16 protein-coding genes are annotated in these 17,703 nt (G+C 49.7%); 3 read left to right on the top strand and 13 right to left on the bottom strand.

Annotated features, from left to right (window positions below; all coding sequences use genetic code 11):
* Window positions 1-9: 9 nt before the first annotated feature.
* The 9 genes from ACUVOF_RS14060 to ACUVOF_RS14020 form a co-directional block, all read right to left on the bottom strand.
* Entirely contained in the window at window positions 10-1,299 is a 1,290-nt protein-coding gene (locus ACUVOF_RS14060; RefSeq protein ID WP_447044967.1) for a TRAP transporter large permease, read from the bottom strand.
* Window positions 1,296-1,772: a TRAP transporter small permease gene (locus ACUVOF_RS14055; protein ID WP_447044966.1), complete on the bottom strand. Its 477-nt coding sequence runs from the start codon at window positions 1,770-1,772 to the stop codon at window positions 1,296-1,298. The genes ACUVOF_RS14060 and ACUVOF_RS14055 overlap by 4 nt, the downstream gene beginning before the upstream one ends.
* Before the next feature lie 80 nt (window positions 1,773-1,852).
* Window positions 1,853-2,902 carry a TRAP transporter substrate-binding protein gene (locus ACUVOF_RS14050; RefSeq protein ID WP_447044965.1) on the bottom strand — a complete coding sequence of 350 codons (1,050 nt, stop codon included), beginning with the start codon at window positions 2,900-2,902 and terminating at the stop codon, window positions 1,853-1,855.
* Between the two features lie 355 nt (window positions 2,903-3,257).
* Entirely contained in the window at window positions 3,258-3,983 is a 726-nt protein-coding gene (locus tag ACUVOF_RS14045) for an arylmalonate decarboxylase (RefSeq protein ID WP_447044964.1), read from the bottom strand.
* Between the two features lie 30 nt (window positions 3,984-4,013).
* Window positions 4,014-5,204, bottom strand: coding sequence for a mandelate racemase/muconate lactonizing enzyme family protein (locus ACUVOF_RS14040; RefSeq protein ID WP_447044963.1), 1,191 nt, complete (start codon window positions 5,202-5,204; stop codon window positions 4,014-4,016).
* A gap of 21 nt (window positions 5,205-5,225) precedes the next feature.
* A complete protein-coding gene (locus ACUVOF_RS14035; RefSeq protein WP_447044962.1) occupies window positions 5,226-6,548 on the bottom strand; it encodes a TRAP transporter large permease in 1,323 nt (440 codons plus the stop codon).
* Complete coding sequence (locus ACUVOF_RS14030) at window positions 6,548-7,075, bottom strand: TRAP transporter small permease subunit (RefSeq protein WP_447044961.1); 528 nt, start codon at window positions 7,073-7,075, stop codon at window positions 6,548-6,550. Before ACUVOF_RS14030 ends, ACUVOF_RS14035 begins: the two co-directional genes overlap by 1 nt.
* A gap of 81 nt (window positions 7,076-7,156) precedes the next feature.
* Window positions 7,157-8,182: a TRAP transporter substrate-binding protein DctP gene (dctP, locus tag ACUVOF_RS14025; RefSeq protein WP_447044959.1), complete on the bottom strand. Its 1,026-nt coding sequence runs from the start codon at window positions 8,180-8,182 to the stop codon at window positions 7,157-7,159.
* Between the two features lie 304 nt (window positions 8,183-8,486).
* The gene (locus ACUVOF_RS14020; RefSeq protein WP_447044958.1) at window positions 8,487-9,989 is read right to left on the bottom strand and encodes an SLC13 family permease; all 1,503 of its coding nucleotides are present in this window, start codon (window positions 9,987-9,989) and stop codon (window positions 8,487-8,489) included.
* Between the two features lie 975 nt (window positions 9,990-10,964).
* Here ACUVOF_RS14020 and ACUVOF_RS14015 point away from each other — a divergent pair.
* The 3 genes from ACUVOF_RS14015 to ACUVOF_RS14005 are packed head-to-tail and all read left to right on the top strand — an operon-like array spanning window position 10,965 to window position 14,027.
* Window positions 10,965-12,047, top strand: coding sequence for a TRAP transporter substrate-binding protein (locus ACUVOF_RS14015; RefSeq protein ID WP_447044956.1), 1,083 nt, complete (start codon window positions 10,965-10,967; stop codon window positions 12,045-12,047).
* A gap of 2 nt (window positions 12,048-12,049) precedes the next feature.
* The gene (locus tag ACUVOF_RS14010; protein WP_447044955.1) at window positions 12,050-12,676 is read left to right on the top strand and encodes a TRAP transporter small permease subunit; all 627 of its coding nucleotides are present in this window, start codon (window positions 12,050-12,052) and stop codon (window positions 12,674-12,676) included.
* Window positions 12,669-14,027, top strand: coding sequence for a TRAP transporter large permease (locus tag ACUVOF_RS14005; RefSeq protein WP_447044954.1), 1,359 nt, complete (start codon window positions 12,669-12,671; stop codon window positions 14,025-14,027). The genes ACUVOF_RS14010 and ACUVOF_RS14005 overlap by 8 nt, the downstream gene beginning before the upstream one ends.
* Window positions 14,028-14,437: 410 nt before the next feature.
* On the opposite strand, the gene ACUVOF_RS14000 is transcribed toward ACUVOF_RS14005, so the two are convergent.
* Genes ACUVOF_RS14000 through ACUVOF_RS13985 form a run of 4 tightly spaced genes read right to left on the bottom strand, consistent with a single transcriptional unit; the run spans window position 14,438 to window position 17,691 of the window.
* Window positions 14,438-15,163, bottom strand: a complete 726-nt coding sequence (locus ACUVOF_RS14000) for an ABC transporter ATP-binding protein (RefSeq protein ID WP_447044953.1) — start codon at window positions 15,161-15,163, stop codon at window positions 14,438-14,440.
* The gene (locus tag ACUVOF_RS13995; RefSeq protein WP_447044952.1) at window positions 15,163-15,879 is read right to left on the bottom strand and encodes an ABC transporter ATP-binding protein; all 717 of its coding nucleotides are present in this window, start codon (window positions 15,877-15,879) and stop codon (window positions 15,163-15,165) included. Before ACUVOF_RS13995 ends, ACUVOF_RS14000 begins: the two co-directional genes overlap by 1 nt.
* On the bottom strand, window positions 15,857-16,810 hold the full coding sequence (locus ACUVOF_RS13990; protein WP_447044951.1) for a branched-chain amino acid ABC transporter permease: 954 nt from the start codon (window positions 16,808-16,810) through the stop codon (window positions 15,857-15,859). The genes ACUVOF_RS13995 and ACUVOF_RS13990 overlap by 23 nt, the downstream gene beginning before the upstream one ends.
* Entirely contained in the window at window positions 16,807-17,691 is an 885-nt protein-coding gene (locus ACUVOF_RS13985) for a branched-chain amino acid ABC transporter permease (protein ID WP_447044950.1), read from the bottom strand. The genes ACUVOF_RS13990 and ACUVOF_RS13985 overlap by 4 nt, the downstream gene beginning before the upstream one ends.
* Between the last annotated feature and the right edge of the window lie 12 nt (window positions 17,692-17,703).

Here is a 17,703-nt window from a genome sequence, read left to right as displayed (position 1 = left end):
GAGTTGACGTTAAAGGATGAACAGTACGAGTTGAGGTATAACTAACAAAAACGCAATGCAAAGTAAGTAAGGAGGTATGAAGTAACCTACTCCGCGGAATGTTTCACCCAACCGCAACTCTGAATCCAGACTATTTACAATGAAAGCATTCACTCCCACTGGCGGCGTAATAGCCCCCATGCTGGTAACGATACATACCACCACACCAAACCAGATCGGGTCATAGCCCAACGCAATTGCGACAGGAAAGAAAATCGGAATTGAGATAATCAAAAACCCCATAGCATCCATTAGAGCCCCGCCAATCACATAGATCAGTAGGATGCATGCCATAACCAGTATAGCAGGCAGAGGTAGCGCCGCCGCCCATTCGCCCACCATGTAAGGCAACCTGGTGATAGTAAGAAAACGTCCGAAAATGACAGCCCCAGCAATCAGCATTAAGATCATTGCCGATGACTTTAGAGCATTAGCGACAGCATCCTTTAAAACAGTCCATGAGAGTTTCCCTTGTATAAGGGTAATCAGCATCGCACCAATACAACCCACCGCAGCAGCCTCTGTAGAGGTAAACAAGCCAGCAAATAGCCCCCCCAGAACCAGTGAAAAGAGCGCACCGACTTCAATGATCCCCTTCAGCGAACGCCATCGTGCTGACCAGCTCGAACGAGCACCTGCTGGCCCCATTTCAGGTCGACGCCGACAGAGCAGTGCAATAGTAGCGATGAAAAATATGACCAAAATCAACCCAGGAACAATACTGGCCAAGAACAAGTCCCGAATGGCCAGCTCTGCTTGCAGTGCAATAACAATCAACACAGAGCTTGGTGGGATGATAACGCCCAGAGTGCCACCCGCCGCTACACTCCCTGCACTTAAAGCACGGTTGTAGTCAAACTTTTTCATTTCAGGGAGAGCAATAGTACCGACAGTCGCAGCAGTCGCTGTATTCGAACCGCTAACAGCCGCAAAACCGGCGCTGCTTAGGATGGTCGTCGTCGCCATAGAACCGCGGAAATGACCTATCCATGCGTAAGCAGCAGCAAAGATCTTTTCTGTTATCCCGGAGCGGAATAGCAGTTCACCCATAAAAATGAATAGGGGAATGACACTCAGTGAATAACCGGATAATTGTTCCCAGATTCCCGAACTAATGACGTTATAAGCGGCAATAGGACTGGTCATGTAAAGCATGCCAAAAAAACCCACCATAAACATGGCGAAGCTGATTGGCATTCTCAACAAAATAAGCAGAAACAAACAGAGCACGCCTACCAAAGCTACAAGAGTCATACTCATAGTGTTACCACCTTTTTTAGGCTGCCCAGGAAGTCTGTTAAAAGAACTAAGCAGAAAGCTGAAAAACCTAACGCCACCAGATAAACAATCGGATAAAACGCAATACGCAAGGTTTGTGATAAGGAGCCTCTTTGCATAGCGCTAAAGCCATACTCCCAAAGCTTCCAAGCCACCATGGAAAAGAATAAAAAACTTGCCCCAGTGACTAGGACGTAGAGGACACTTTGCAAACGAGCTGGCATGTGTACAACCAGCAAGTCCAGCTCAATATGCGCCTTGGTAAGCTGGGAGTAAGCTAACGATAATGCCACTACCACAGCCGTTAGCCAGCCCACCATTTCTGTCGTTCCCCCGAAAGAGGAACTGACTTGGCGCATGATAATATTCCCTACCACTAGAAACACCATCACCAATAATGCCGAACCCGCTATAAAGAGTAAGAGGCGGCTAATTACCCAATTGAGCTTATTCATAGAAACTATCCTGACCGATCAACATGGCAAACACTCGCTTGGTGCAAGTAAGACGTACCCGAACCAGAAAATGATGACAATTATTGTTTTTCTTCGATCAATTCAAGATAGCGATCACGCAGCTCATAGGCGGGAAAACCTTGGGCAGCAACCTCTTCCAAGCGTTGTTCGTTAATAGGTTCAAGCAGGCTTTGCCAACGCTCAGCTTCCTCATCACTTAGCGACAGCTGTTCGACATCATGGGATTCAGCTGCCCACTGCAGGGATTCCTGGATGTGTTCATCTAGATACTCGCCAGCATAGGCCGCCATTTCAGCACCCAAGGCGTCGATTTCCTGCTGAACATTTTCAGGTAAAGAATCCCATCGCTGTTGGTTCATAACAGCAACAAAGACAACGTTGGTCAGCGGGTAATCAGTGATGTAGGTCACATTGCGTGCATACTGCAGATCCATCAATGTCTCACGCGACCCAACATAGCCGTTAACGATGCCAGCCTGAAGAGCTTCACCCGTTTCTGCCTGTGTGAGACCCACAGGTACACCACCAAGTGCCTGAATGACGGCAGTGCTGTCACCCGGCACCCTAATCTCTTTACCTTCAAGATCTTCCAGCGAGGTGACAGGCTCTTCAGTATGTAGATAGCCTGGCTCAGAGGTAAACGCCGTAATTACCTTAAAGTTTTCCAGGCCTAGTTCATCAGCAGGAAACTCATTGATTAGCTCGTATACTGATTGGCTAGCCACTTGCGAATTCACGTCAATACCAGTCAGATTTCCAGCCAAATTGATCAGCGGAAAACGTCCCGGCTCGTAGGATGTGGCCGAGAGCCCGATATCCGCAACACCGTTCAAAACACCGTCAAACATATTGGCCGCACTTAGCAGTGTCCCACCCGGGAAGGTATTGACCGATACCTGACCATCGGTTCTCTCGTTAAGCAGCTCCGCCCAGCGCTCCATTTGCACGGCTGGAAAGGTCTGGGATGGTGCAAAGAAGGCATAGCTCAAGCTGACATCCTCTGCTATCGCACCGGTGCTTAGCACTAGCCCAGCACACATACCGCTTATACGTGTCAGAATCCGGCGACGCTGTGCCACCTGAGTTTTTAGTTGCTGTTTACTTGTCATCGGTTACTACCTCTATTTTATTGTTGTGCTGAATGCAGGTGAAATGCCTACACCATAAACATTCAACATCACATGAAAAGTAAAGTAAATACTTAAATGCATTCTATGAGCAAATGCAAAATAAGCTCCTTTTTTTGTAATGACCTTATTTTTCAATAAATTAACATCGCACGTTGCTTAACCCACTTTCTTTCGAACTGCTGCAGTAAACTTTCAAATCCTGATGCAGCACCAAAAGGGTGCAGCCATATGCCACAAAGCAAGCTCTAGAGGCAACGTTTAATTTCTATCCGTAACATGCTCTGTTGCAACTGAAGCGTGCATTTCCGTTAATACTCAAACCTCTATGTAGTGGTTAATCACCTAACGTAAAAAGTTTTCCGCCTGTCTTTGCCTGGCCTGACAGCCCTAACAAACGCACTGCCCCCCAAGCACCGGCTAATGCACTTGAAATAACAGGGATATTTAGTTCACTCTCCAACTCACTGGTCACCACTTCCGTGCGTAGGCCACCGCAAGAAATAAATAATGCGTCGGCCTCCCCTTTTGCGCTTTTCATAGCCTCAAGCCCCAATTGGCGCAGCTCATATTGTGTCACAGCAAGGATATCCTCGACCCGCTCAAGCCCCAGTCCATGCAGATGCACAACCTCGAACCCGCTTTCAACAAGGAACTCCTCCAGTAATCGGTTCACACTCGATACATATGGTGTTGCCACTACCAATCGTTTGGCGCCAAACGCGTCAAAAGCCTTCGTTACCGAATCACTCATAGTAGTAGCGGGCAGCCCGCTTTCCGACTGCATGATCTCAACAAGCTGCGTATTATACTTAGGGCCACGATAAAAACTAAGTGAGGTTCCCATAAGCGAGACAGCCTGTACCCCATCAGCCGCAAGTAAACGACTCAGCTCACCAACTCTCTCGATCACACCATCGTAGCCTTCAGGAGTAAGCTTTCCCAAACCCAGCCCCACTGCCACAAAATCTACCTTATCACCGTATAACGCTAGCGGCTCAGGCGGTACTTCACCGGATGCTGGTGGCACAATCAGCCCTACCCTAGGCCTTAGTGTACTCATAGATCATTCCTCCTTATTTCATTTCACTGATTATCCTTTACCATTTCCAGACGCCGATGGATTTCTGCTAAATTCCTCTACAGCGTCCATATTGGGCGAAAAGCCCAAGCCTGGGCTTGTGGGCAAAGCAAGCACTCCGTTCTCTGGTACAGGTAGCCCAGTAAAAATTTGTTCACACAACAGTACCGCCGGATGGTGGTATTCCACCAACCCACCATTAGCAAGGCCAGCATGTAAATGCATATTGTGGAAAGGCCAGGCCCCCCCATTGGCAATGCTGGTATTAAAGGCTGCCGCCATACCAGCAATCCGTATGCATTGGGTAAACCCCCCGGTAATAGCTACATTAGGCTGTATAATGTCAACGGCCTGCTCTACTAACAAATCACGGAAACGAAAAGCCTGCCCTTCGTTTTGACCTGCCGCGATACGTACGGTTGTGCGACGTCGTAACTCACTCAGGTGGCGAACATCATTCTGCAATACCGGTTCTTCGAAGAAACCAAGATTGACCGGCTCTAACATTTTCGCCAGCTTGACGGCGTGAACAGGGTCAAGATTACAGTTAGCATCAATATAAATGTCGACTTCATCGCCTACCGCCTCACGTACAGCCATCACACGCGCAGCGTCTTCTCGAATTACAGCTTCTAAGTCTCGCCGATGTCGATGTCGCATGGCCTCGCCTGCCACCGTCATCTTCAATCGACGATTGCCCTGTGCCACCCAATGTTTAGCGGCGGCAACTAGTTCATCCTGGCTGAGAAAGCCGAAACCAAAAGTGGTATAGACAGGAACTTCTTCGCGCGCTCCTCCCAGCAGCCTCCATAACGGCACCCCCATCGCCTGGGCTTTTATATCCCACAGTGCAATATCGAGGGCAGCAATAGCATGGGAAGCATACCCAGACTGCCCCCTGGGTGTTAGCACCCAACTCAGCTCTTCCCATATTGCTTCAGTAGCTATAGCGTCACGCCCCATCACCGTGGGTGCAATTACATTGTTGATCGCGGAAGCGACCACGTCCTCCTCCGTAATGGCGGTGAACCCATACCCCTTGATGCCATCTTCAGTCTCAACTTCACAAAGACAGGCTGATAAAGGCATGGTGCGGCTTACGCCTACCACCTCAACTTTGACAGGAATATTCATCGGCCAAGCCTTGACCTTGACGATCCGTTGCGGCCGAAGCTGTATAAACTTATGGTCGTTTTTGTTCATTGATACCTCCAGGCAATCCAATCAGTTTCGCCACATGGTTTCCGGCAACCACAGGACAATCTGTGGAAACACCACTAATAACAGCGATGCAATCACTATGATGAAGAAGAAAGGCAAGGAGCCCTTCATAATCTCTTTCATGGAGACATTATTGGCAATGCTCTTCACGACAAACAAATTGATCCCCAATGGAGGAGTAATGCAACCCAGCTCCATGTTCAGCGTGATAAGCACACCAAACCATACGGGGTCAAAACCAGCATCCAGAGCAAACGGTAAAAACATGGGTGCCACAATAACGACAATGGCGAAAGGTGGCAGGAAAGTGCCCAGCACCAACATCATTAGCCATACCGCTAGCAGTGTTAGCCATTTATTGCCAAACAGGTCGAGTAGGCCGGAAGAAATCGCCGTCACAGCACCGTTATAGGAAAGGAAGGAGCCGAGATAGTATGCAAAGGCAGCAATGATCAACACCATGGAAGTATCACGCACTGTCTTAAGCAACAAACGCGACCAAACCTCAAAGGAGGTCACACGGTAAATCACCAACACAAGCAGTATTGAAGCAATTGCACCCACAGAGGCCAGTTCCGATGGCGTCGCCCATCCGCCATAGAGCGCAACCATGATCATCACGACCATCAGGAAAAATGGCAGTACCCGTAACAATGGATACTTGGTCTTGCCCTCCTGCTCATCATAACGCCGAGATATTTCGAGCACTTCAGGATTGGCCTTTTGATAACGCCACATGTGCCATACCACGTACATGGAGAACATGATCGCCACCATGATCGCTGGCACCACTCCTCCCATGAATAGCTTACCAATGGAGGTCCCTGTTACCACGCCATAGAGTAGCAACACAATGGATGGGGGAGTAAGGATGCCCAACGTTCCTCCACCTACCACCAGACCACAAGCCAGCGCTGGTGGGTAGCCCCGAGAGATCATTTCAGGAATGGCGGAAGATCCAATAGCTGCGGCAGTCGCAGGTGATGAACCGGACATAGCCGAAAACACAGTGCAGCCCCCCACTGAGGCCACCCCTAATCCTCCCGGAATGGGCAATACTAGGCTAAGAGCTCGGTAGATATCCTTTCCTGCGGGACTAACAGCAATGATCGTGCCCATGAAGATGAACATGGGCACGGCTATAAGATCAATGGAGTCCAGCGACTGAAAGGTATATTCAGCGATGTACCATGCATCACTTCCCGATCCCGAGACCAACATCATTATTAATGTCGATACTGCAAGTGAGTAGGCGATTGGCAAACCAAAGAAAATTAGCAGCAATAACAGGCTGACCGTCAAGATGCTTAACAGAATCGGATCCATCAATGCTCTCCCTGTAGGGCATCAGCAGGCACAGCCTGACCGTGTAGTCGAATCAGGATGTCCAAAACGAGATTGATGATTAAAATGGCAGTCCCAATTGGGATAGCCAGATACGGGATCCAAAGAGGTGGGCCCCATAGGCTCATGGAGCGCCACTGCGTATGCCAAGCATGAAGCACCATCTCTAGCGACGACCAGAACAACAAGCTAAACAGAACCAAAGCTATTGCATCTAAAACAATGCGATGCGCCAATCGCGCCTTGCCTGTGAAGCGCACACGCAGGATATCAATAGCAATCTGGCTCCCAGCACGATCAGAGTAGGCAAGCCCCAGAAAAGCAGCATAGATCAGTAGATAAACACTAGCCTCCAACTCCCAAATCGTATTCATACCGAACAAGCCTCGTCCGACCACTGCCCAGGTAATAGCACCACAGGCAAATAAGATGCCGCATGCCGCTATACCGCCAATCAGGAAGTTCAGTCTATCAAGCCAGACTCTTAGGCGATTAAGTAAAATAAGCATTCTTACCTCGTTGAGCACAAGTCCTGAACTTGGAAGTATTCCGAAGATTTCTTCCTTATTATGATAAAAGTGGGACTAGTGTCAGAGGGGAGTCTCTACAGCCTCCAATGCAGCTTTTCCTTCGGGGACTCGCTCTATGAAGTAGGGCCAAGCAGTATCGCGAGCATTCGAAACCCAGGCAGCCACTTCCTCTTCTGAAAGTTCGTGCACCTGTACTCCGGCACTCTCAAACTCTTCGGCGATACGCTGGCTATCCTCAATCATCTTTTCTGCAAACCAAACTTCTGATTCCTGAATAGCTTCCATAACCAGGTCAAAGTGCTCACTTCCAATCTTCTGTTCCATATTTGTAGAAAGCAAGATGGTATGCATGCCGCCGATGTAGCCAGGCCCTACTTGCAGATGCTCAATAACTTCTTCCAGGTTGTAACCCTCAAAAGAGGCAAACTGAGTTAGCACCCCTGTTAGCACCCCTGTCTGAAGGGCCTGGTAAAGCTCAGACGCTGGCAAAGAAGTAATTGTTGCTCCATTGGAATTCAACATTTGTTCAGAAGCAGCTCCCAGCCCCCGCATTCGCAAGCCGTCAACATCCTCTGGCAATATTACAGCTTCGCCAGTGCTGCCAATGGTGGCCATTGCCCAGCCTGAACCCGCCAGTATCGCTCCTGTGCTTTCGACAGCCTCGGTTAACATGGGCCAGATGGCTCTGTCACGCCATACCAGTCCATCTGTGGGGACCGTCACTAAACCGGGGAGTGCACCAATTTCGGCTAAAGGTATCATCCCAGCCAGCCACGGCAGTGGATAAATGGTCAGATCGATTCTTCCCTGACGTAGCGCGCTGTGCTGAGCTTGAGCACGGGAAATTTCCTGGTTGGGAAAAATATCAATAGTTACTTGGCCATCCGTCTTCTCCGAAACGTTGTCAGCAATAAATTGGGCCCATTCATGGCGAGCATCATTTTCTGTATAGGAGTGGCTAAATCGTAAGACTTCATCAGCGATTGCAGACGTGCTGAAAAATACACCGATACACAGAGTACCAAGATGGGTTGTCATCTTCCGATATTGGGCTGCTGTGGGCCGCAGTTGCTTTTTAATAGTCATCCGTTGTCATCTCCATTTATTGTTATGTTGCTGTCAGCGAAAGACTGACAGAAACATTCAACATCACATGAAAAGTAAAGTAAATACCCAAAAAAGCCGTTTATTAAACATGGCAAAGAACGGACCAATCTATTAAAAACATATTTAAATCAAAAGCCTAAATTTCTTATTAAACTTTTGTATTATCAAAAAGACATGGCATTTTTTATTTTCCGCACCACGATAGTGCTTTTCCCAAATTATTATTGCTTTTGTGCAACATTAATCTCTCGGCTAAAAAGTGCGCAAACTCTCCAACCCCGCCTTAGAAAGAGACATCGAATACCAGTGGAACGATGGTGTAGAGCGCCACGATGATTACTAGCAGGCCGATCATATTTAACCAGATGCCTGCGCGTATCATGTTTTTGATCGGCAGGTCTCCCGTCGCAAAGGCGACAGCGTTGGAAGGTGTCGCCACCGGCAACATAAAGGCACAGCTAACAGCGAAAGTCACCACGATGGTCATCAGGAAGGGATCAATGTCCAGACCAACGGCGATGGCTCCCATAATCGGAAAGAAGGCAGCTGCTGTAGCCGTATTGCTGGTCAATTCGGTTAATAGAATGATCACCAGCGCGGTAAAGGCAAGTATCAAAATCGGAGGAAAACCGGCTAAACCCGACACGCTCTCACCGATCCAGACACTCAGCCCGGTGGCAGTGAACTGTGCAGAAAGGGTCAGCCCCCCTCCGAACAGAATCAGCACACCCCAAGGTACATCACGGGTAGACGACCATTCCAGCAATGCTCCCTGCCCCTTCGTCGCAGGAATTATGAACATTAATATAGCCGCCAGGATGGCGATGCTAGTGTCGTTGATATTCGATAACCACGGAAATGCTGCCTGTACAGCTGGGATTTTGCCGATAAGCGGCACACAAACCCAGAAAAATACAGCACCGGCAAAAACCATCAATACTCGTTTTTCTTCCGCTGAGAGCTGCCCCATGGCCTTGAGTTCAGACTCAATCATGGCGCGGCCGCCCTGAATATCCTCAACTTCTGCTCGAAACACAATCTTATTAAGCACGAACCAGGCCGCAACCAGCATCGTGGTGGAGAAAGGCACCCCCAACAGCATCCATTGGCCAAAACCGATACTTAGTCCATGAGCGTTCTCCATATAAGCACGCATCAAAGCCATAGGCGGCTGACCTATCAACGTCGCCATGGAACCAATGGTAATCGCATAGGCAATGCCAAGCAGCACGGCCGCTGAGAATTTCGGTGTGTCATCGCCGTTACCCAGCGACTTTACTAAGGCAATAATAGAGCCACCTATCGGCACCATAATGACCGCCGTAGCAGTATTGCTAACCCACATAGTGATAAACCAGCTAGCAAACATTAAACCAAAAACGATCTGAGCGGGCTTGGTGCCGACTGCCAGCACTGTCAGTAGCGCAAAGCGTCGATGGAGGTTCCAGCGCTGTGTCGCCAAGCCCAACAGGACACCTCCCAGCACTAGAAACACGATGCTGTGAGCATAGGGCGACGCTGTCTCACCTACCGAGGCAATATCAAAGAAGGGGAAAAGAACCAAGGGCAGTAGCGAGGTAACCGGAATAGGGATCGCCTCAGTCATCCACCAAATGGCCATCAGCATGGCTATCGACGCCACGAGACGAGCATTGAAAGTCAACGTCTCGGGCAGCAGAAAGAAAACACCCAGGCTAACGAGAATGCCCAGGACAAGGGAAATAGGCTTAAAAGCAGCGATGTCCGTATTGGATTCCCGGCCAGCTACCTCTGAAATTTGCGACATATTATTTACCTGCATAGTCATGACAGTGCAGGTGATTGTTGCGATTGAATTATCGCGCTACCAATACCTATCAGGTTGGGGAACATACCTAATCAGTTTGTTGAAAAAACAAAGGCAACTCTTAAAAGCCTTTAGAAACAAATAGTTAATCTTTTTAAGAAACACACCCTTTGCATTATCATATCAAGGAAGTTAAGGGCTATTGACTGACATCAAGTCAGTTATTTTTTGGCTATCGATATCCATAACTCCATTGCAGCTTGCTAAGCCAGGATTCGATTGCAAGATAATGAGATAAAATGTAAAGCCCAAGATGAAGTTCAGTAGCCACTTAGACGTTTATGCCATGCCTAGCAACGAGCCAGATGACCGGTTTAAGTAGGAATAACCTACAAACGAAGCGTAAGGCGCAAGTATCAATTGCTGAGATGGGTACCTTTATGGGATTAAACTTATGTACCAAATATAGAGCTTGTAGACATAGTTAGAAAAGCCACAGTTAACTCTCAAAGATTACCTGCAACACCATAATCCATACTAATGCACTCTTTTGTTATACCTATTAGGAAAACACAACGTCACCCTTTAGCACATGATACTAAAGAATCACATTATGAGTTCTCGCAAATCACCTCTATCTCCAGCAAAAAGTCATTTAGTAGCTTATTCAATCAGGGGGTGACGTCGGGCCATCCTGGGCTTGTTATCACTCTGACGCACACACCTTTAGTCTATAAAACTAAGGTGTTACTAAATGTATTTACGCCACGAAGTTTTCCATTAGCACCACAGAGGCAATGGGCCGATCTGTCTAAAAAGGAAAAAAGAAAAACTTTATGTAAGAGCATCCGAAGAATTGAACAAGACAAACCTTTAAAGCATAACTTCAAACCTATTAAGTAATTGCTCTAGATTGCAGCGGTTGTAATCCTTTCAAGGCCTAACAAACATACTCAGACATAAAAAGGCTGTGAGATGACTACAAAGACCTTTGGACACTTATCAATCACCGCACGCATCATCCCGCTAGCAGTCGCTATAGCTGCAGCATCTGTGGGCACTGCCCACGCCAGCGAAAGGCTAGATGTCGCGAGTGCCTACTCGACTCAGAACCTCTTTGGCCAGAGCGCCAAGAACATCTCCGAAAGAATCAAAATGATGTCGTCAGGTGAGTTTGAGTTCGCAGTCCATGATCCGGGCGAACTCGTACCTCCGTTTGAGATCTTTAACTCTGTCTCGTCTGGTGCCATCCCCGCCGGCTGGACTAGCATCGCCTATCTTTCCGGCAACTTGCCCATTGCTAACCTCTATGGCGCTCTACCATTCAGCCCACCCGCAGAGGCAGTGTTCTCCTGGACGTCTGCTGGCGAAGGAAGCGAGCTGTTGCAGAAGGCGCTGGACCCTTACAACGTCAAGTTCCTGGCTTGCTCCTACCTGCCCCAAGAGCCGGGCGGCTGGTTCAACAAGGAAATCAACAGCACCGATGACCTGAACGGTCTGTCGATGCGAATTTCCGGGCTGGGCGCACAGGTGCTGAACAAATTCGGCGCTTCAACACAATTAATTCCTGGGAACGAGGTATACCTCTCTCTCGAGCGTGGTCGGGTTGATGCCGCCGAGTTCTCAATTCCCCAAGTTGATAGTGCGATGGGCTTGGACGAGATTGCCGAGTATTACTATTTCCCCGGTTGGCAGCAAGGGGCGGGCTGGCTCGCCCTGCTCATCAACCAGAGCGTCTGGGATGGCTACAGCGATGCTCAGCGAGGACAGATCCGCACCGCTTGTCAGGCCAATATCCAGCAAGAGGCTGATGAGGTGATCCCGGCCCAGGTCGAGACACTGCGCGAACTGGAAGAGGGTGGCGTAAAGATCCGTCGCTTCCCTGATGAGGTTCTCAATGCCCTACACGATAGTTGGGATGAAGTGCGCAGCGAACTAATGGCTGAGAGTCCCGAGTTCGACGAAGCGTACACATCACTAATGGAGCATGCCGAAAAGATGCAGCAGTGGCATGACCTCCAAACCCTTCCTAGCAAAACAGATGTCCAAGGGGACTGACTATGACTACGGCCCCTCTCGCTCCTTGGCGTGAGCGTGGCGCTGCGGTCTCTTCCGCCCTGGCTCGACCCTTGGTCGGGCTGGGGCTGTTGGTAGGTCGCGTCACCAGCTGGCTGGTATTGCTGGTGATGGCGGCTGTCCTGCTGACCGTACTGCTCAACGCTACTGGCATCAACGAGATTGCTCGCTGGAACGATAAGGTGCTCCTTTTCGGAAATGCCCTGACCATCAACAGCATCACTGAGCTTCAGTGGCACCTTTTCGGTGTCTTGACACTGTTCGGAGGCACCTACGCCCTACATCACGATACCCATGTGCGTGTCGATCTGATTTATCACCGCTTATCGCCCAGTCATCGCGCCATGGTGGATGTGATCGGTCACTTGGTGTTACTGATTCCCTTTTGTCTGCTGGTCGCTTGGCTTTCTAAGCACTTCGTGACGATGTCCTTCATGACAGGGGAGAAATCGAACTACGGGGGACTCACGGATCGCTATCTGATCAAGGCCATACTTCCCATCTCTCTGGTTTTCTTAGCCTTGGGAGCCCTTGGTCAAGTATTCGAGAAGCTAACCATCATCCTTGACCCGCGAAAAGCGGAGACAGATCACGAGGTCAACAATGGCTGAATTCATCAGTGAATATTATTTGGCGATGTTGATGGTGGTATCGCTGCTGGCCGGTATTTTTACCGGTTATCCTGTAGCGTTCCTGTTAGGCGGGCTAGGCATTATTTTCGCCTTCATCGGCGGCATTCCCGTTCCTTTCTTGGCCACAGTAGGATCACGTATCTACGGTGGTGTGGTCGAGAATTGGTTGATGATCGCCATCCCGCTCTTCGTGTTTATGGGCCTAATGCTTGAGAGTTCCGGCGTGGCGAGGCGACTACTGCTAACCTTGCAGCGTGTATTCGGGCGGACGCCCGGTGGACTCGCCATTTCCGTCGCTATTCTAGGCGTAGTGATGGCTGCCAGTACGGGTATTATCGGTGCATCGGTCGTCATGCTTGGCCTTCTAGCGTTACCTGTGATGATGCGGCAAGGCTATCACCCAGAGATGGCCTGTGGGGTGATAGCGGCTTCCGGTACGCTCGGGATTCTCATCCCACCTTCCATCATGCTCGTACTCATGGGCTCGATACTTCAAGTATCGGTAGGTGATTTATTCAAAGCCGCGCTAATACCCGGGCTATTGCTCGGCGTCCTCTACGTTGCCTACCTGTTAGTCATCGCTCGTATCAAGCCCCAATGGGCACCACTGCCGGACCCAGACGCAATCGACACTGACACATCTCCTCTCGTGTTGGCTTTGGCGCGAGACCTATTTGGCCCATGCGTACTGATCTTTGCCGTATTGGGTTCAATCATGGCAGGAATAGCTACGCCAACAGAAGCTGCGGCAATCGGTGCACTGGGCAGCATGATCCTTGCGCTGTTGATGCGCAGTATCAGTTGGAACACGCTGCGTAAAACTGTACAGGAGACCGCCCGCACATCGGCGATGATTCTGTTCGTCGTGATCGGTGCTACCTGTTTTTCTGTCGTCTTCAAGCGGTTGGGTGGCGATTATATGATCGAGGCCTTGATCACCGGCACGGGGCTTGGCCCCTATGGTTTGCTGCTGCTAATAATGGGACTAATTTTCGTACTCGGGTTCTTCCTCGAATGGATAGAAATCAGCTTTGTAGTTCTCCCCCTAGTGGCACCGGTGGTAGAAATTCTAGATTTCGGATTGGGGCTAAGCAACCAAGCCATTCTAATCTGGTTTGCCATTTTGGTCGCCATAAACCTGCAGACGAGTTTCCTCACTCCGCCCTTTGGATACGCGCTGTTCTACCTTAAAGGAATTACAGAAGGTAAGATCGGAATCGGCACTATTTATCGTTCGATCATCCCCTTTGTCCTTCTCCAGATCACTGGGCTGGCTCTGTGCATATTCTTCCCTGCAATAGCGCTCTGGCTGCCTGGCTTAATGCCTTAACTCCTTCAAAAATATTTCCCATTAAGCCTGCAGACATTTAAGAAGGAATGAGTAATGAAATTTGAACTAAAAAACTTCAATAAAACTGCTCTTTTTGTCATCGACATGGAAAATGATTTTTTCAAACTAGGCGTCGATTGCTCTTTTCCCAAAACTAAAACACCATGAACTCAACGAGATTTCCAGCTAACCTTGGTTGATGGAAATCACATTATGAAAAAGTCACGCTATACCGAAAAGCAAATCACAGATGCTTTTCGGTATATGTGCCTCTTTTGGCAGCGCTAATATAAAGATGAGATGCCCACATAAAATGTGTGGATTTCTCACAGAACTAGCCAAAATAGCGATTTGCTATGTAACTTCCCTAACGGCAGCCTGCCAGTTTTAGGTGTTAACTCCTTCCTCTATCATAGCCCGAGATAAGCCTTCTTAATCTTTTCATTGTTTTGCAGTTCGCTAGACGGCCCATCCAGAACTTGATAGCCATTTTCCAGTACGTAAGCTCGATCGCTCACCTGTAGTACCTGTTTAACATTCTGCTCGACCAACAAAATGGGCATGCCGGTGTCGGCTACTCGGCGTATTGCCGCCATCACATCCTTGACCAATAGAGGCGATAATCCCAGGCTTGGTTCATCCAGCAGTAGCATCTTGGGGCCAAGCATGAGCGCCCTAGCAATCGCTACCATCTGCTGTTGCCCCCCCGAAAGTTGCGCGGCCTTTTCACGCTCGTATTTTTTAAGATCCGGGAACAGTCTATGAACTTTCTCTAGGTTCTCGTCGCGGCGCTCACGCGCAGAGGGCAATGAAGCGCCCAGCAACAGGTTGTCGTGTACCGTCATATTGCCGAACAGTTGACGCCCCATCGGCACATGAGCGAGCCCCAATCTCGCCATTTCATACGGCTTACGCCCGGAGACATCTTGCCCAGCAAAATGAATGGCTCCTTTCCAGGGTTTGATCATCCCTGAAACTGCTCGAAGGATCGTCGACTTACCGCTGCCATTACCCCCGATCAATCCCACCAGTTCACCGCTACTAACTGACAAAGAGGCATCGAAAACCACCTTTAATGAACCGTACCCAAGATCGACGTTTTGGACATTTAGCACAGTAGCCGCATGTTCTGCCATCAGTCCTCTCCCAGGTAGGCGGTAATGACGCGTGGATTCTCGATCACATCATGTGGTAAACCCTCGGTAATCACACTGCCGTTTGCCATCACAATCACATGATCCGATAAGGCAATGATGGCTTCCATGATGTGCTCCACCATCACGATAGTCAGGTTCTGGTCAGTCAATTGACGCACAAAACCGATCATGTCTTTAAGTGCGGGTGGATTGAGGCCGGCCATCATTTCATCAAGGAACAGAACACTGGGCTGGACGGCCAGTGCTTTGGCGAGTTCAAGGCGTCGTCGTCTGGCCAAGTTCAGATCCAATGCGGGTTGGTCGTATCGGTCGGCTAGGCCCACTTTTTCTAGGACGTCCATGGCCAATCTTTCGGCTTTCTTGCGCTTGGGCTCCTTTAGAAAGGCCGCCACCAAGACATTCTCAAGCAATGTCAGTTCTTCGAAAGGCCTTTCCGTCTGAAACGTACGTCCAATACCAATACGTGTGCGCATATACGGAGGAAGTCGGGTGATTTCATTCCCGTGCAAGTAAATGCGGCCTGCCTGGGGGGTAACGAAGCCCGTTAGGGCATTAAATAATGTGGTCTTGCCTGCTCCATTCGGCCCGATCAAACCAAGGATTTTGCCTTGCTCGACATCCAGCGAAACATCATTTACCGCGACGACACCACCGAACTTTACGGTGATGCCATCAGCTCTGAGCGCGCTTGGCATAAACCCTCCTAATCAAATAACGCGCTGGCTCGCCAACAATGCCACGAGGCATGAAGATAACAACGACCATGATTAACAAGCCGTAAATCAACATATTGGCCTCTGCGAACGTCGTCCGGAATATCTCACCCGACCCTACGACCAGCAGCGCCCCTATGCATGGCCCCCAGATGGTTCCCCGCCCTCCGATGATGGCCGTTAAGGCGATCTGTACCGACAGCAGCAGGTAAAAAATGATGTGAGGTTCGATGAAGGAGAGAAAGATCGCATAGATACCTCCTCCCAGTGCCGTTAATGCACCCGATAGCATGAACGCTTTCAGTTTGACAGTGGTGGGGTTAATGCCCGACGCCATGGCGGAATCTTCGTCTTCTCGCACGGCACGCAGCTGGTAGCCGAACTTGCTGCGCGATATAAGCATCACTACCAAGACGGTTATCGCCGCAAATGCCAGCGCCAGATAGTAATTGACCTGGCGAGAGAAGAGATCCAGTCCGAAGGGCTCCGGCAGTGTCATGATAAAGACCCCAGTCGCACCGCCGGTTAACCACCCTTCATTAATGGCGATCAGTCGAAAGATCTCAGCAATGGCGATGGTGGAGAGTGTGAAGTAAGGCCCCTTGAGCTTAAACGTCAGGCGCCCCCATAGGTAGGCCACCAGAGAGGCAGCGAACAGTGCCATCAGAACCGCCCACCAGGGAGCAATTTCATGATGGGATGTCCCCACTGCAACGAAGTAGGCACCGAGTCCTACGAAGCTAGCATGGCCTAAGCTCACCTGACCGGCCCAACCACCCAGGATATCCCAGGCGGTGGCCCAGCCAGCGTATAACAGTAAGGTAATGGCTACCGATAGATAGCCGGGAAACAACTGTGGATAGAAAATACCCACCAGAAGCAATCCGACAAAAATGACGTAATGCTTTTTCATACGCGCTTCACCGTCTTACCGAACAGGCCCTCGGGGCGTAGTAACAGTATCAACAAGAACACCAACAGCCCGTAGGCATCTCGGTAGTCCGATGTAAGATATGAAGCCCCCATTACCTCTACCACTCCCAGCAATAGCCCACCGGCGATAGCAGCCCCAATATTACCCAGTCCCCCTAACACGGTGACCACAAAGGCCTTGAGCGTGAAAATGGCACCTGAAAATGTCGGCGTGGCAAACAGTAGCGGAATCAGCACCACACCTGCCGTAACCGCCAGTGCCATGCCAATACCGAAGACCACGGCTTCGATCCAACGGGTATTGATACCCACGAGTTCAGCACCCAAGCGATTGTCGGCAGTAGCACGAATGGCACGGCCCAGTTCCGTATAGTTGAGTACCATATAGAGGCCGGCAATCACCACCAGCGTTGCCAGGCCAGCAAGCAGCAGGATCATTGAGAAGCTGACATCCCCAAGGGAAACCGTACTGGAGGCATACGACACATTGACGGACTTGGGCTCGGCGCCAAAGGTCAGTAACAATATATTGCCGATAACCAAGGCTAGCCCAAGGGTGACCAGGAGCGAGCTTTCTGGCGGTGCTTCCATTAAGCGGGAGAGCACTAATCGCTGTAGTAATGCCCCGGCCATAAACCCAAGTGGCATGGCAACAAGTAGAGACAGATAAGGATCCCAGCCCAATAGGGAGTTGAGCAACACGGCACAATACATGCCCAGAATAACGAAGTCCCCGTGGGCGAAGTTGATTATCTTCATTACCCCGAACACCAGCGTTAGCCCTACCCCAATCAGCGCATAGACCCCACCGATCAATACCCCATTAGACAAGTTTTGCAAAAAAGATACATAGTCAAACATCATGATCTCTCT

This window comes from Vreelandella sp. H-I2, assembly GCF_052959335.1.
The sequence above is the reverse complement of the archived record's forward strand: the minus strand, read 5'-3'. Positions and strand labels throughout refer to the sequence as shown.

Bases quoted from the DNA above. Each gene is read 5' to 3' on its own strand.
- ACUVOF_RS14060 (WP_447044967.1), bottom strand. From the start codon at position 1,299: ATGAGTATGACTCTTGTAGCTTTGGTAGGCGTGCTCTGTTTGTTTCTG.
- ACUVOF_RS14055 (WP_447044966.1), bottom strand. From the start codon at position 1,772: ATGAATAAGCTCAATTGGGTAATTAGCCGCCTCTTACTCTTTATAGCG.
- ACUVOF_RS14050 (WP_447044965.1), bottom strand. From the start codon at position 2,902: ATGACAAGTAAACAGCAACTAAAAACTCAGGTGGCACAGCGTCGCCGG.
- ACUVOF_RS14045 (WP_447044964.1), bottom strand. From the start codon at position 3,983: ATGAGTACACTAAGGCCTAGGGTAGGGCTGATTGTGCCACCAGCATCC.
- ACUVOF_RS14040 (WP_447044963.1), bottom strand. From the start codon at position 5,204: ATGAACAAAAACGACCATAAGTTTATACAGCTTCGGCCGCAACGGATC.
- ACUVOF_RS14035 (WP_447044962.1), bottom strand. From the start codon at position 6,548: ATGGATCCGATTCTGTTAAGCATCTTGACGGTCAGCCTGTTATTGCTG.
- ACUVOF_RS14030 (WP_447044961.1), bottom strand. From the start codon at position 7,075: ATGCTTATTTTACTTAATCGCCTAAGAGTCTGGCTTGATAGACTGAAC.
- dctP (WP_447044959.1), bottom strand. From the start codon at position 8,182: ATGACTATTAAAAAGCAACTGCGGCCCACAGCAGCCCAATATCGGAAG.
- ACUVOF_RS14020 (WP_447044958.1), bottom strand. From the start codon at position 9,989: ATGTCGCAAATTTCAGAGGTAGCTGGCCGGGAATCCAATACGGACATC.
- ACUVOF_RS14015 (WP_447044956.1), top strand. From the start codon at position 10,965: ATGACTACAAAGACCTTTGGACACTTATCAATCACCGCACGCATCATC.
- ACUVOF_RS14010 (WP_447044955.1), top strand. From the start codon at position 12,050: ATGACTACGGCCCCTCTCGCTCCTTGGCGTGAGCGTGGCGCTGCGGTC.
- ACUVOF_RS14005 (WP_447044954.1), top strand. From the start codon at position 12,669: ATGGCTGAATTCATCAGTGAATATTATTTGGCGATGTTGATGGTGGTA.
- ACUVOF_RS14000 (WP_447044953.1), bottom strand. From the start codon at position 15,163: ATGGCAGAACATGCGGCTACTGTGCTAAATGTCCAAAACGTCGATCTT.
- ACUVOF_RS13995 (WP_447044952.1), bottom strand. From the start codon at position 15,879: ATGCCAAGCGCGCTCAGAGCTGATGGCATCACCGTAAAGTTCGGTGGT.
- ACUVOF_RS13990 (WP_447044951.1), bottom strand. From the start codon at position 16,810: ATGAAAAAGCATTACGTCATTTTTGTCGGATTGCTTCTGGTGGGTATT.
- ACUVOF_RS13985 (WP_447044950.1), bottom strand. From the start codon at position 17,691: ATGTTTGACTATGTATCTTTTTTGCAAAACTTGTCTAATGGGGTATTG.